Origin of the sequence: Sphingobium sp. (assembly GCF_033795625.1) — a bacterium.
Classification (GTDB): Bacteria; Pseudomonadota; Alphaproteobacteria; order Sphingomonadales; family Sphingomonadaceae; genus Sphingobium.
The window spans coordinates 63,524-76,236 of the sequence record NZ_JARYGI010000012.1; the positions used below are offsets into that span (position 1 = coordinate 63,524).

At 61.5% G+C, this 12,713-nt stretch carries 15 protein-coding genes; 11 read left to right on the forward strand and 4 right to left on the reverse strand.

From position 1 onward, the window contains the following. Together QHC67_RS08335 and QHC67_RS08340 are read left to right on the forward strand one after the other, a co-directional pair. Positions 1-786, forward strand: a complete 786-nt coding sequence (locus QHC67_RS08335; protein WP_319293135.1) for a metallophosphoesterase family protein — start codon at positions 1-3, stop codon at positions 784-786. A 55-nt stretch (positions 787-841) separates the two neighbouring features. Next, entirely contained in the window at positions 842-2,146 is a 1,305-nt protein-coding gene (locus QHC67_RS08340) for a M28 family peptidase (protein ID WP_319293209.1), read from the forward strand. A 71-nt stretch (positions 2,147-2,217) separates the two neighbouring features. Here the strand turns inward: QHC67_RS08340 and ettA are convergent, their stop codons facing one another. After that, positions 2,218-3,897 carry an energy-dependent translational throttle protein EttA gene (gene ettA / locus QHC67_RS08345; RefSeq protein WP_319293137.1) on the reverse strand — a complete coding sequence of 560 codons (1,680 nt, stop codon included), beginning with the start codon at positions 3,895-3,897 and terminating at the stop codon, positions 2,218-2,220. A gap of 105 nt (positions 3,898-4,002) precedes the next feature. On the opposite strand from ettA, the gene QHC67_RS08350 reads away from it, so the two are divergent. The 8 genes from QHC67_RS08350 to QHC67_RS08385 all read left to right on the forward strand — a co-directional run bounded on the left by QHC67_RS08350 (position 4,003) and on the right by QHC67_RS08385 (position 10,942). Beyond that, on the forward strand, positions 4,003-5,379 hold the full coding sequence (locus QHC67_RS08350) for a M20/M25/M40 family metallo-hydrolase (protein ID WP_319293139.1): 1,377 nt from the start codon (positions 4,003-4,005) through the stop codon (positions 5,377-5,379). A 151-nt stretch (positions 5,380-5,530) separates the two neighbouring features. Continuing rightward, positions 5,531-5,746 (forward strand): hypothetical protein, encoded by a 216-nt coding sequence (locus tag QHC67_RS08355; RefSeq protein WP_319293141.1) that lies wholly within the window; start codon positions 5,531-5,533, stop codon positions 5,744-5,746. A gap of 229 nt (positions 5,747-5,975) precedes the next feature. Beyond that, on the forward strand, positions 5,976-6,893 hold the full coding sequence (gene cyoA, locus QHC67_RS08360; RefSeq protein WP_319293143.1) for a ubiquinol oxidase subunit II: 918 nt from the start codon (positions 5,976-5,978) through the stop codon (positions 6,891-6,893). Next, positions 6,893-8,902, forward strand: coding sequence for a cytochrome o ubiquinol oxidase subunit I (gene cyoB, locus QHC67_RS08365; protein ID WP_319293211.1), 2,010 nt, complete (start codon positions 6,893-6,895; stop codon positions 8,900-8,902). The genes cyoA and cyoB overlap by 1 nt, the downstream gene beginning before the upstream one ends. Continuing rightward, positions 8,899-9,588, forward strand: a complete 690-nt coding sequence (gene cyoC, locus QHC67_RS08370; RefSeq protein ID WP_319293145.1) for a cytochrome o ubiquinol oxidase subunit III — start codon at positions 8,899-8,901, stop codon at positions 9,586-9,588. The genes cyoB and cyoC overlap by 4 nt, the downstream gene beginning before the upstream one ends. Further along, complete coding sequence (gene cyoD / locus QHC67_RS08375) at positions 9,585-9,977, forward strand: cytochrome o ubiquinol oxidase subunit IV (RefSeq protein WP_319293147.1); 393 nt, start codon at positions 9,585-9,587, stop codon at positions 9,975-9,977. The genes cyoC and cyoD overlap by 4 nt, the downstream gene beginning before the upstream one ends. Before the next feature lie 80 nt (positions 9,978-10,057). Then, complete coding sequence (locus QHC67_RS08380; RefSeq protein WP_319293149.1) at positions 10,058-10,294, forward strand: hypothetical protein; 237 nt, start codon at positions 10,058-10,060, stop codon at positions 10,292-10,294. Positions 10,295-10,312: 18 nt separating this feature from the next. Then, positions 10,313-10,942: a glutathione S-transferase gene (locus QHC67_RS08385; protein WP_319293151.1), complete on the forward strand. Its 630-nt coding sequence runs from the start codon at positions 10,313-10,315 to the stop codon at positions 10,940-10,942. Here the strand turns inward: QHC67_RS08385 and QHC67_RS08390 are convergent. From QHC67_RS08390 to QHC67_RS08400, 3 genes are all read right to left on the reverse strand, one after another. Further along, complete coding sequence (locus QHC67_RS08390) at positions 10,939-11,112, reverse strand: hypothetical protein (protein ID WP_319293153.1); 174 nt, start codon at positions 11,110-11,112, stop codon at positions 10,939-10,941. The genes QHC67_RS08385 and QHC67_RS08390 overlap by 4 nt on opposite strands. An 82-nt stretch (positions 11,113-11,194) precedes the next feature. Further along, on the reverse strand, positions 11,195-11,710 hold the full coding sequence (locus QHC67_RS08395) for a cyclodeaminase/cyclohydrolase family protein (protein ID WP_319293154.1): 516 nt from the start codon (positions 11,708-11,710) through the stop codon (positions 11,195-11,197). A gap of 12 nt (positions 11,711-11,722) precedes the next feature. After that, positions 11,723-11,998, reverse strand: a complete 276-nt coding sequence (locus tag QHC67_RS08400) for a hypothetical protein (RefSeq protein ID WP_319293157.1) — start codon at positions 11,996-11,998, stop codon at positions 11,723-11,725. Between QHC67_RS08400 and QHC67_RS08405 the strand changes: the two genes are divergently transcribed. Continuing rightward, positions 11,997-12,656 carry an alpha/beta hydrolase gene (locus QHC67_RS08405; protein WP_319293159.1) on the forward strand — a complete coding sequence of 220 codons (660 nt, stop codon included), beginning with the start codon at positions 11,997-11,999 and terminating at the stop codon, positions 12,654-12,656. The genes QHC67_RS08400 and QHC67_RS08405 overlap by 2 nt on opposite strands. Positions 12,657-12,713 lie beyond the last annotated feature (57 nt).

Consider the following 12,713-nt stretch of genomic DNA (forward strand, 5'->3'; position numbering starts at 1 on the left):
ATGCTGCGCTTGTTTCGTAGGTCCGTCGAACCCGCCTCCGCGCCTGCCGAAGAGGCTCCCGAAACGCGCCCTGCGAGTATCGGCGAAAACAAGCGCGTCTACGCCATTGGCGACATTCATGGCCGCGCGGACCTGCTGATCGACCTGCTGCGACGGATCGACAATGATGATGCTGACTCAATACCCTGCCCTACTGAATTGATCTTGCTTGGGGATCTTGTCGACAGAGGGCCTCAATCGCGAAAGGTGGTGGAACTCGCGATGCAACTCTCCCAGTCCAGCGCGGTGCATTTCCTTAAAGGCAATCACGAGGAAATATTCATCCGCGCCGCCCGGGGCGAGGTTGCCGCCACGCGCTTCTTCTGCCGCATCGGCGGGCAGGAAACATTGCACAGCTACGGCTTGAGCCAAGCCGACTATGCCGCAATGAAAGCTGAGCATCTGACCAGCTGGATGCTGGCCAACATACCCCGAGCGCATGTGGATTTCCTCGACGCGTTTTCCGACATGGTGGAGATCGGCGATTATATCTTCGTGCATGCGGGCATCCGCCCCGGCGTGCCCCTGAATGGACAAGAACCACATGATCTCAGATGGATACGCGCCGATTTTCTCAAAAGCAGCGAGGCGTTCGGCAAGGTCGTCATCCACGGGCACACGATTACACCGGCAGTAGATGAGCATTCCAATCGCATCGGCATCGATACAGGCGCCTATATGAGCGGGCGGCTGACGGCGATCGGGCTTCAGGCCGATCAACACTGGTTCCTTTCTACAGCCGATTGAAGAACTTGCAGGCATTGCCAAGCCAGGTGCAGCGTTGCACAACTGCTTCATGACGATGCGCCACCTCATCACAGCCACGGCCCTGGCTCTTATTCACACCCCTGTCCTCGCCCAGAAGGCGCCCGATCCGGCGAGATTGAAGGCGACGGTGGAGAAGCTCGTCGGCTTTGGCACCCGGCATACGCTGTCATCCGCTACCGATCCGAAGCGCGGCATCGGCGCAGCGCGACAATGGAGCGCTGCGGAATTCTCGCGAATTTCAAAGAGCTGCGGCGGATGCCTCATGATCGAAACAGTGGCCGACCGCTTCAGCGGCCCGCGTGCGCCGGACGGGGTCGAGGTGGTCGACGTGCTCGCGATTCAACGGGGCACGGGTGATCCCAAGCATGTCGTCATCGTCGCCGGGCACATCGACAGCCGCGTGAGTGACGTCATGGACGCCACCAGCGACGCGCCGGGCGCAAACGACAATGGCTCCGGATCCGCTTTGGTGATCGAAGCCGCCCGCGTGCTGGCGGGCGAGAAGTTCGATGGGACCATCGTTTACGCGCTGCTGTCCGGCGAGGAGCAGGGTCTTTGGGGCGGACAGCTACTCTCGGCGACAGCCAGGACGCGCGGATGGCAGGTCCGGGCGATGCTGAACAATGACATCGTCGGCAACACGCTGGGGCAGAATGGCAGCATCGTAGATGGCCGCGTAAGGGTGTTCTCGGAAGGCACGCGCTCGGCAGAGGACATCAAGGCGGCGCTGACGCGGCGCGGGATCGGCGGGGAAGACGACAGCCCTTCGCGGTCGCTCGCCAAAAAGATCGACGCTATCGCCGAGGGCAATCCTGCCATAGGACTGGATGTATTCGCGGTGCGCCGCCCCGACCGCTTCGGGCGTGGGGGAGACCACACACCTTTGTTGCAGGCGGGCTATCCCGCCGTCCGCTTTTCCGTTGGGGTCGAGAACTACGATCGGCAGCATCAGGACCTCCGCGCCGAAAGCGGCCGCGAATATGGCGATACGGTAGCCGCAATGGATTTCCCCTATCTGGCCAAGGTGACAGCGCTGAACGTCGCCGTCCTGCGGGAACTCGCGAGCGCGCCGGCCGCACCGGCCACCGTTAGCCTGGACGGCGCTTTATCCTCCGACACCAAGGTAAGCTGGGACGCCGTGCCGGGCGCGGCGGCGTACCGGGTCCAATGGCGTAGGGCGGATGCGCAGGACTGGACCGACAGCCGCATCGTCAGGCAAGCAACCGAAACGCTGTTGAAGGACGTGATCGTCGACGACACCTTCATCGGCGTCTCCGCGATAAGCGCCAGCGGAGCCGAAAGCATCGTCACCTTCGGGGGCATGGCTAGTCGGAAGTAGGCAGCTAAGCCTGCGCGTCCCGCCCTGGTCTCCTGCTTTCGCAGGAGCACAGAGCAAGCTGCATTCCGCCGTTACCGAGTCAGTTTTTTATAGGCCAGACGCGTCGGGCGATCGGCGGCATCGCCCAGACGGCGGCGCTTGTCTTCCTCATAAGCTTCGAAGTTGCCTTCGAACCATTCGACATGGCTATCGCCCTCGAACGCCAGAATGTGCGTGGCGAGACGGTCGAGGAAGAAGCGGTCATGGCTGATCACCACGGCGCAGCCTGCGAAGTTCTCCAGCGCATCTTCCAGCGCGCGCAGGGTCTCGACATCCAGATCGTTGGTCGGTTCGTCGAGCAGGAGGACGTTGCCCCCCTCCTTCAGCATCTTGGCGAGGTGGACGCGGTTGCGTTCACCGCCTGAAAGCTGCCCGACCTTCTTCTGCTGGTCCGGTCCCTTGAAGTTGAAGGCGCCCACATAGGCCCGCGTCTGGATCTCGTGCTTGCCGATGGTCATCAAGTCATGGCCGCCGGAGATTTCCTCCCAGACGTTGTGATTGGCGTCCAGCGAGTCACGGCTCTGATCCACATAGCCAAGCTGGACGGTCTCGCCGACCTGGATTTCGCCGTCGTCAGGTTGTTCCTGCCCGGTGATCAGCTTGAACAAAGTCGACTTGCCCGCACCGTTCGGTCCAATCACACCAACGATGCCACCGGGCGGCAGGAGGAAGTCCAATCCTTCGAACAGCAGCTTGTCGCCATAGGATTTGGTCAGGCCATGTGCCTCGATCACCTTGCCACCGAGACGCTTGGGAGTCTGGATGACGATCTGCGCCTTGCCGGGCGCGCGGTTTTCCTGCTTCTCGACCAATTCGTCGAACGCACGGATACGCGCCTTGCTCTTGGTCTGGCGGGCCTTGGGAGATTGCCGTATCCACTCCAGCTCTTCCTTGATCGCCTTCTGGCGTCCGGCGTCCTCGCGCTCCTCCAGTTCCATCCGCTTGGCCTTCGCATCCAGCCATGCGGAGTAATTGCCCTCATAAGGAATGCCGCGCCCGCGATCGAGTTCGAGCACCCAGCCCACGACATTATCGAGGAAATAGCGGTCATGGGTGACGAGAATGACGTTGCCGGTGTAGTTGATAAGATGTTGTTCCAGCCACTGCACGCTCTCCGCGTCGAGATGGTTGGTCGGTTCGTCGAGCAGCAGGATGTCCGGCTTTTCGAGCAGCAGGCGGCAGAGCGCGATGCGGCGCTTTTCACCGCCCGAGAGGCTTTCGACGCCCCAGTCGCCCGGCGGGCAGCGCAATGCTTCCATCGCGATCTCAAGCTGGTTGTCGAGCGTCCAGCCGTCAACCGCGTCGATCTTCTCCTGGAGCGTGCCCATTTCCTCCATCAGCGCGTCGAAGTCGGCGTCCTCCGGCGGATCGCCCATGATCTCGCTGATCTTGTTGAAGCGCTCCATCATGTCAGCGACGGGGCGTACGCCGTCCATGACGTTTTCCTTGACGGTCTTGCTGTTGTCGAGCTGCGGCTCCTGCGCCAGATAACCTACGCGCAGGCCCTCGGCCGCCCATGCCTCGCCAGTGAAGTCCTTGTCGTACCCGGCCATGACCTTCATCAGCGTCGATTTACCCGCGCCGTTGACGCCGATGATGGCGATCTTCGTACCCGGCAGGAATTGCAGGTGGATATTATTGAACAGGGGCTTGTTCGCGCCCGGAAAGGTCTTGGTCAGGCCCTTCATGACGTAGCTATACTGGACGGCCATGTGAGAAATCTCTTCGCTTGTCGGATCAAATTGTCTGGGTTTGGCGCCCGGTTAGCGGAGCGCGTGGATATTGGCAAATAGGCAGATGGCCGCTACCCTTCAACCATGCAGAAAATCAGACTGATCCCGCTCGCGCTCGCCTTGTCCATGGCGGCCCCGTCCATCGCTGCTCCGGCAGGTCCCGCGGCGCTGCGAGACGCCGAATTGAAAGACAAGGTCGCCTGGGATTTCGTGGAGGATATCACCACCGAAGTCGGCCCTCGTCCGGCGGGGACTCCTCTCGAAGCGCGAGGACGCGATTGGGCCGTGAAGCGATTGAAGGCGCTGGGCTTCGCCAATGTGCGGATCGAGCCTTATCAGATGCCCACCTGGGTCCGCGGCATCGAGACGGCGCAAGTGATTGCTCCTTTCCCACAGCCGCTCGTCATTACCGCTTTAGGGAACAGCGGATCGACTGGACACGCAGGCCTTGAAGCGGAAGTCGTCAACTTCCCGAGCTTGGACGCCCTCAAGGCCGCGCCGGAAGGCAGCCTGAAGGGCAAGATCGCGTTCGTGAACCATGCCATGAAGGCGACGCAGGACGGGTCGAGCTACGGCTATTTCGGCGGGGTCCGGCGGGAAGGCCCCAGCATAGCAGCAAAAAAAGGCGCTGCCGCGATCCTGATCCGTTCGATCGGCACCGACAGCCACCGCACGCCGCATACCGGAGTACAGAACTGGGCTGCCGGAGTGACCCCGATCCCTGCCGCTGCGCTATCGGTCCCGGACGCGGAAAACCTGCACCGGATGCTGGAGAAGGCCTCGGCCAAGGGCGGCAAGGCGGTGCGCGTATCGATGGTGCTCACGCCGCGCTTCATCGGCGAGCAGACTTCGGGCAATGTCATTGCCGAAGTTCCCGGCACGGATAGCGATGCAGGCATCATCGTCGCCGCGTGCCACCTCGACAGTTGGGATCTTGGCACCGGCGCTATAGATGACGCGGCGGGATGCGCCATAGTGACAGCTGCGGCAAAGCAGATCATGAGCAGCGGCCGCCCGCGCCGGACGATCCGCCTGTTATTGGCCGGTGCCGAGGAAGTCGGCGCTTTCGGCGGCAAGGCCTATTTTGCGGCGCATCGAAACGATCCCCATGTCCTGGCCCTGGAATCCGACTTCGGTGCAGACCGCGTGTGGCGGGTCGACTTCAAGCTGCCCGATGGCCATGCTGCCCTTGCCGACAGGATCACGGCAGGGCTGGCGCCACTTGGCGTCGGGCCAAGCAAACAGGCGGCGCAAGGCGGCGCGGATATCCAGCCATTGGTCGATAGCGGCGTTGCCGTCATCGATCTCCAGCAGGACGGCACCCGCTATTTCGACCTGCATCATACGGCCGATGACACTCTGGACAAGATCGATCCGGAGCAGCTTGCGCAGAATGTGGCGGCATGGACGACCACTCTCTCAATCGCCGCAAACGCACGAGAAAGTTTGCGCGGAAAGTAAACTCCTGTAGTAGAGAACGTGTCGTCGCATGATTCAGTCGTTTCATCGACGACAATTAACCGTTGATTTGTGTCAAGCAGACACTAAAGCGGGTCGCTCGCGTAAGGGCATAAAAACCTGTCGCGTGCCAATGCTATGGGAGCCATACAAGATGAAGAAGATCGCTGTTGTTTTCGCTTCGGCCGGCCTGATGGCACTCGCCGCTTGCGGTGAGACCCCGAAGAACGAGACCGCGAACGCTTCGAACGCAGTTGTCGAAAATGTCGTTGAAAACGCTGCAAACGCGATGGAAAACGCCGCTGACAACACGCAGAACGCTGCAAATGCGGTCGAGAACAGTGCCGAGAACGCCGCTAACGCGATGTAATCTCGCGCCTGGCGCATAATACGAAAAAGGGCGGGCCACGCTATGTGGCTCGCCCTTTTTTGTACTCTTGGCGGAACATGCTTCGGAAGGCGTTCCGCGGTTTCTCTTAGCTTCGACCTTAAAATATGCTATTGGCCTTGACGCCGCTCCCCCAAGCGGTTGCAGGGCTTACATAGGATAAAGTGCCTGCATCTGGCGACCTCCAATAGTCGGTGCGGGAGGACGATTGGTGTACAAAGTCCAGGCTCGCCCCAGACGCAGAATTGCGTGCGCTGCTCTATCGGTCTTGGCGTTGATGGGCTGTTCGCCAGCCAGTATCCTCGCGCCGGAAGGTCCGGTGACGGCCGCCAACCGCACGATCCTGCTGAATGCCCTGACGATCATGCTGGCGATCGTCATCCCCACGATCATCGCAACCATCGCCTTTGCATGGTGGTTCAGAGCCGGGAACCCGCGCGCAAAATATCGGCCCGATTTCGTATATTCCGGCCGCATCGAGATGATCGTCTGGTCTATACCGATCCTGGTCATCCTGTTCCTGGGCGGCGTCATCTGGGTCGGCAGCCACGATCTCGATCCGCGCCGCCCGATTCCCTCGGCAATGCCTCCGCTGGAGGTGCAGGTCGTGTCGCTCGACTGGAAATGGCTGTTTATCTACCCACGCGAAGGTATTGCGACGGTTAACATGTTGGTACTGCCAGTGGGGCGGCCAGTGCATTTCCGACTGACCTCGGGCAGCGTAATGAACACCTTCTTCATCCCTCGCCTCGGGTCGATGATCTATACGATGAACCGGATGGAGACGGAGTTGAACCTGCGCGCCGACCGGCCCGCGATCATGTACGGACAGTCGGCGCATTTCAGTGGAGACGGCTTCTCCGACATGAACTTCGGCGTACGTTCGGTGCCGGTGGGCGAATTCAATGGCTGGGTGAGCGGGACACGCGGGAAAGGCGCCGTGCTGGACTCACGCGGCTATGCCGATCTCGCACGGCAGAGCCTCGACGTGCCCGCTCGTGCCTATGGAGCAGTGCAGCCGCGACTGTTCGAGGCGATCGTCACGCAGAAGCTCAAGCCCGCGCCTGGGCCCGAACAGGGCCGCGGCGGCGATCCACATGTGTCGCATGATCCGCCGGAGAGGAAATGATGCTCGGTAAACTCGACTGGTCGGCGATCCCGTTCGACGAGCCCATTCCGCTCGTCGCAGCGGCGATAGTGCTCGTCGGCCTGCTCGGTGTGCTCGGCTGGGTGACAAGCAAGCGCTATTGGCCCTACCTGTGGCATGAGTGGATCACCAGCGTCGATCACAAGCGGATCGGCATCATGTACATCATGCTGGCGCTGCTGATGCTGATCCGGGGATTTGTCGACGCCATCATGATGCGCACACAGCAGTCCATGGCTGTCGGCGGGGCGCAGGGTTATCTCAATCCCGATCATTACGACCAGATCTTTTCCGCGCACGGCACGATCATGATATTCTTCGGAGCGATGCCCTTCGTCATCGGGTTGATGAATTTCGTGCTGCCACTGCAATTGGGCGTCCGCGACGTGGCCTTTCCGACCCTCAATTCGGTCAGCTTCTGGCTGACGGCGGCGGGCGCGTTGCTAGTCAACGTCAGCCTGGTCATCGGTGAGTTCGCACGTACCGGCTGGTTGCCCTATGCGCCGCTCAGCGAGACGACATACTCTCCGGGCGTCGGCGTGGATTATTATCTATGGGCGATCCAGATATCGGGCGTGGGGACGTTGATGTCAGGGATCAACCTCGTCACGACGATCCTCAAGATGCGCGCGCCGGGCATGTCCTATCTGCGGATGCCGATGTTCTGTTGGACCTCCCTGGGTTCTAACATGCTGATCGTGGCCGCTTTCCCGATCCTCACCGCGACCCTCGCGATGTTGACGCTCGATCGTTACATGGGCTTCCACTTCTTCACCAACGAAGCGGGCGGCAACATGATGATGTTCGTGAACCTCATCTGGGCCTGGGGCCATCCGGAAGTCTACATCCTGATCCTACCCGCGTTCGGCATATTCTCAGAGGTTTTCTCGACCTTTTCAGGCAAGCCGCTGTTCGGCTACCGATCGATGGTGGCCGCGACATTGTTCATCGTGGTCGTTTCCTTCCTCGTCTGGCTGCATCACTTCTTCACCATGGGCGCAGGCGCGGACGTCAACGCCGCCTTCGGCATCGCCACTTCGGTCATCGCGGTCGGAACAGGCGTGAAGATCTACAACTGGCTGTTCACGATGTATGGCGGTCGCGTCCGCTTCCCGACGCCGATGCTCTGGTCCCTCGCTTTCATGATCACCTTCGTCATCGGGGGCATGACGGGCGTGCTGCTGGCGGTTCCGCCCGCCGACTTCATGCTCCACAATTCGATGTTCCTGGTGGCGCACTTCCACAATGTCATCATCGGCGGCGTCGTGTTCGGAGCGTTCGCGGGATACACCTTCTGGTTCCCCAAAGCGTTCGGGTTTCAATTGGACGAGAAGTGGGGCCATATCGCCTTCTGGCCCTCGCTCATCGGGTTCGTGCTGACGTTCGGCGCGCTTTATGTCGTGGGGCTGGATGGCATGACGCGGCGGCTCCAGCATATCGAGGTCGATGAATGGGTGCCATGGCTGCACGTCGCGCTAGTCGGCGTAGGGTTCATGATGCTGGGGGTAGCCGCGCAGGTCGTGCAGCTCGTGGTCAGCATCAGGGACCGTGAACGCCTGAAGGATGTCACCGGCGATCCGTGGGACGGCCGGAGCCTCGAATGGTCAACCTCCTCCCCGCCCCCCTTCTTCAACTTTGCCGTCCTGCCCCAGGTTCATGGCGAAGAAGCCTATTGGGGCATCAAGCAGCGGGCCATCGAAGAACAGCGGCTGGGCCCGGAACCCGAATATGAAGCCATCGAGATGCCGCGCAACAGCCCGACCGGCATCATCACCGCCTTCTTCGCAACGCTGATCGGGTTCGCGCTGATCTGGCATATCTGGTGGCTGGCCGCGGTCGGGTTCATCGGAGCCTACGCCACGTTCGTCGTCTTCGCCTGGCGCGAGGAGGAAGAATTCGACGTGCCTGCCGAGGAAGTCGCGCGGGTGGACCGCGCAAGGCGCGCGGCGCGGCAGAGCTGGCTGGCCGAACGCGGGGAGACTCCTGCATGAGCAGCAGCCCCGCGCATCCCGCCGAACTCAGCGCCAGCCACAATCCGCGGGACCCCTATGCGTTGGGACGCGGCCATGGCGGTCACGGCGCTGCGGCGACGGGTCATGGCGAAGGTGGCCCCGCATCCAAGCGCGTCATCGTAAGCTACGGCTTCTGGATCTATCTGCTTTCCGACATCGTCATGTTCTCGGCGTTCTTCGCTGCTTATGCAGTGCTGGCGGGAGAGACGGCAGGCGGTCCCCGCGGCCGTGACATCTTCGGCCTGGGGCGAGTCGCCATCGAAACGATGCTGCTGCTCCTGTCCAGTTTCACCTGCGGCCTCGGGAGCATCGCGGCAGAGAAAAAGGACATGCGCGCCACGCAGCTGTGGTTGCTGGTCACGGGCCTGCTGGGCTTCGCGTTCCTGGTCATCGAAGTGCAGGAGTTCGCCGAACTGATCGAACAAGGCGCCGGTCCGCAACGCAGTGCTTTCCTTTCCTCCTTCTTCGCACTGGTGGGCCTGCACGGCCTGCATGTCGGCGTCGGGCTGCTGTGGCTGGGGACCATGATGGCGCAGATCGCAGTCAAGGGGTTCAAGCCGAACATCCGGCGGCGGCTGCTGTGCTTCAATCTCTTCTGGCACGCGCTGGACATCATCTGGGTCGGCGTATTTTCCATCGTCTATCTTCTGGGAAGCGGCCTATGAGCAGGGAAGAACAGGATGTCGACGACAGCGCCCCGGGCGAAGAGCATGTCAATGCACATGAACCGGCGGGCGGCGTTCGCGGCTATCTGCTGGGGTTGGGATTGGCGACGCTGCTGACGGCAGCTTCGTTCTGGGTTGGCTGGACCGATCTGGTGTGGAGACCCGCAGTGCCCACGGCCATCGTGGTGCTGGCGGTTGCCCAGATGGGTGTCCACCTCGTCTTCTTCCTCCACATCACGACTGGCCCCGACAACACCAACAATGTAATAGCCCTGGCTTTTGGTGTCCTGATCGTGTTGCTGGTGGTGCTCGGCTCGATCTGGATCATGGCGCATCTCAATCATGGCATGCAGATGGGTCCCGATGAGATGATGCAGCATATGCGTTAGGCAGCACCGCGATCTTGCCATTCGCTCGAACAGCGGGCATCCGTCCGTACCAGCGGTTGCGACGAATGAAGGAATGAGACTTGACTGAAGTAGCCTGGGAACAAGCCGCAACGCTCATCGACCTTGATGGCAAGGCGCCGTTGATCGCGAACATCCGCGAATGTGCCCGGCACTTTGCAGCGTTGAAGCCGCAGCATCAGCAGGCCGCCAGAGTTCTCCTCACGCACCCGGTCGCCCGCGAAGGACGGAAGACGAGAACATGGCTGCTGGAACCAGAGGAAATCGCGGCGCTGGCGGCGAAGCTGCGCGAGGGTTGACCCGCACACGCCCCGCCGATGCCATACCCCGTCCTCTACAGTTTCCGCAGATGCCCCTATGCGATGCGCGCACGAATGGCCCTGCTGGTGAGCGGCACGCCCTGCGAACTGCGCGAGGTGAAGCTTTCCAAAAAGCCCGATGCGATGATCGCCGCTTCGCCGAAGGGGACCGTTCCTGTGCTCGTCCAAACGAGCGGCGCGGTTCTGGATGAGAGCATCGACATCATGCAGTGGGCGCTTCGCCGCAATGACCCCGAAGGCTGGCTTCAGGGTGACGCCGCTACGATCATCGCGACCAACGATGGCCCCTTCAAACATCACCTTGATCGCTACAAATATCCGTCGCGCCATGGGAGTGATCCGAAGGAGCACCGTGAGGCCGGTGCGACGATCCTCGCCGGCCTGGAAGAACGGCTGCAATCCGGCAGTAACCTGATGCGCGAACAGCGGTCGCTTGCCGACATGGCTGTCATGCCATTCGTCCGTCAATTTGCCGAAACCGATCGCAGCTTCTTCGATGGCTTGCCGTTGCCGCAGGTGCAGCACTGGCTGGATCGTCATCTGCAATCCGCTTTGTTCCGGAATGCCATGCTCCGGGTGGACCCCTGGCAGCCGGGGGATCCGCCAGTGGTTCTGGTGGCGGACTAAGCGCCGGCGATCCCCTCCATGACCTTGCCATGGCCGTCGCAATATTCGCACTTGGCGTCCTCGACTTGTCCGGAACCATTGCAGCGCGGACAGATGTTTTCCCCTATTCCGGCGGGGCCCGGCTGCGTGGCGTCACCCGGAGCAGGATTATTGGGGTCAGGTGATTGCATGTCTTTTGTCCTGATGAACCGGCTTTACCTCATGCCCGAAAGAACGGGCCACGCTGGGAAAGTTTCCGACTGCCTGCCGCGCTCACCCGATATGAGCAGAGTTGCCAACGAGGCGCGCGTTCTCTGTGGCGTTGGCTCGCAGGATCAGCGTCGCGCTTTCGCATAACGCCAGCGCCGCAAGGACATCGTTCTTCATGGTCTCGCTCACGTCATCGGAAACCGATCGGACGAGGGCCGTGAGTTCCGCTCCCAACCCGATGAGCCGCTCCGCCAGCTCCACCAGTCGCCGCGCCTGTAGATCCACGTCACCAGACTGGACCGGTTCGGCCTGTTGCATGGCTATCAAATCAGCAAACAATGCGGAGTCTTCATCCGCTCCTGCAAGGGCTGCTTCAACGATCCCGAGCAATTGCCGGTCTGCTTCAACCAGCCGTTGGTTTTCAGGATCGTGTTTCAACGTTATCGCCAAGGCTTTGCGGGCCAAGGCGGCGGCCGTCGAGAGCGTCACCGCAGCCGCCGCGCCGGATCCCGGCGATGAACTCGTAGAAGACAGGTCGGCAAGGAAGCCGGAGATCGACTGGCTCGCGATGATCGTCATAGAGGGCGAAGCTTACTGATAGCCGCCCTCTTCTTCACGCTCATGCGCAGCGTCTTCCTGTGCTTCTTCCATCTCTTCTTCTTCGTCCGCTGCCTCCGGCTTTTCGTCCGGGTCGTTCGGGCCTTGCGCAATGGCCATGTCGGTCTCCTGTGATGCGGCTTGTATGCGCACGAACAAGTCGCCGGCCGCCTTGTTCCTCTCAAATGGCCCGATCGCTTTGGTTTCCGGCATATCTCCACTTACATTGGCTGTGCTCCAGCCGATTATCATGCCATAGCGAGTATCCATGACGTCAGTGACATCTCTCCATGGGCCCAGCATCTCACCCGCTTCGGGGCGGGCAGTTCGTCAGATCATCATACTATTGCATGGCTATGGATCGAACGGCGCCGATCTCATTTCGCTCGCGCAGCACTGGCGCCATGCTTTCCCGGACGCGCTGTTCATTGCGCCGAATGCGCCGGAGCGGTGTCCGGGCGTCAGCGGCGGATATCAGTGGTGGGCGTTGTCGGCCTTCACCCGGCCCGCACTTGCCGCAGGCGCTGCGCGTGCGGCTCCAGCGCTCGACGCATTCATCGATCGGCAGCTCGCCGAACATGGGCTATCGGAGGACAAGGTCCTGCTGATCGGCTTTAGCCAGGGGACGATGATGGCTTTGCATGTCGGCCCCTGCCGGGAGCGTCCGCTTGCCGGCATCCTGGGCTATTCGGGCATGATCGCTGACGCGGCGGGTCTGGCGGGCAAGGTCCGTAGCCGGCCGCCGATCATGCTGGTGCATGGTACGGACGATCCTGTGGTGCCCTTCGCTGCTCTACAGGAGGCGAAGCGCGAGCTTCATCGGCTTGGATTCGATGTGACCGACCACAGCATTCCCGGCCTTGGCCACACCGTCGACGCGACAGGCGTGCGCCTGGGCGAAGAGTTTGCGCGGCGCGTCCTCGCCTGAGCGCGATCCCGGCAGAAGCTTGAGGGCGATATGGAGGCTTGATTTGCAACCCCGGCA

What these genes read in the sequence shown, in the direction of transcription:
- QHC67_RS08395 (WP_319293154.1), bottom strand. Translation starts at nt 11,710, where the DNA reads ATGACGATCATCGCGAGCCAGTCGATCTCCGGCTTCCTTGCCGACCTG.
- QHC67_RS08390 (WP_319293153.1), bottom strand. Translation starts at nt 11,112, where the DNA reads ATGCAATCACCTGACCCCAATAATCCTGCTCCGGGTGACGCCACGCAG.
- cyoC (WP_319293145.1), top strand. Translation starts at nt 8,899, where the DNA reads ATGAGCAGCAGCCCCGCGCATCCCGCCGAACTCAGCGCCAGCCACAAT.
- QHC67_RS08355 (WP_319293141.1), top strand. Translation starts at nt 5,531, where the DNA reads ATGAAGAAGATCGCTGTTGTTTTCGCTTCGGCCGGCCTGATGGCACTC.
- QHC67_RS08340 (WP_319293209.1), top strand. Translation starts at nt 842, where the DNA reads ATGCGCCACCTCATCACAGCCACGGCCCTGGCTCTTATTCACACCCCT.
- QHC67_RS08405 (WP_319293159.1), top strand. Translation starts at nt 11,997, where the DNA reads ATGACGTCAGTGACATCTCTCCATGGGCCCAGCATCTCACCCGCTTCG.
- cyoB (WP_319293211.1), top strand. Translation starts at nt 6,893, where the DNA reads ATGCTCGGTAAACTCGACTGGTCGGCGATCCCGTTCGACGAGCCCATT.
- cyoD (WP_319293147.1), top strand. Translation starts at nt 9,585, where the DNA reads ATGAGCAGGGAAGAACAGGATGTCGACGACAGCGCCCCGGGCGAAGAG.
- QHC67_RS08385 (WP_319293151.1), top strand. Translation starts at nt 10,313, where the DNA reads ATGCCATACCCCGTCCTCTACAGTTTCCGCAGATGCCCCTATGCGATG.
- ettA (WP_319293137.1), bottom strand. Translation starts at nt 3,897, where the DNA reads ATGGCCGTCCAGTATAGCTACGTCATGAAGGGCCTGACCAAGACCTTT.
- QHC67_RS08400 (WP_319293157.1), bottom strand. Translation starts at nt 11,998, where the DNA reads ATGGATACTCGCTATGGCATGATAATCGGCTGGAGCACAGCCAATGTA.
- QHC67_RS08335 (WP_319293135.1), top strand. Translation starts at nt 1, where the DNA reads ATGCTGCGCTTGTTTCGTAGGTCCGTCGAACCCGCCTCCGCGCCTGCC.
- QHC67_RS08350 (WP_319293139.1), top strand. Translation starts at nt 4,003, where the DNA reads ATGCAGAAAATCAGACTGATCCCGCTCGCGCTCGCCTTGTCCATGGCG.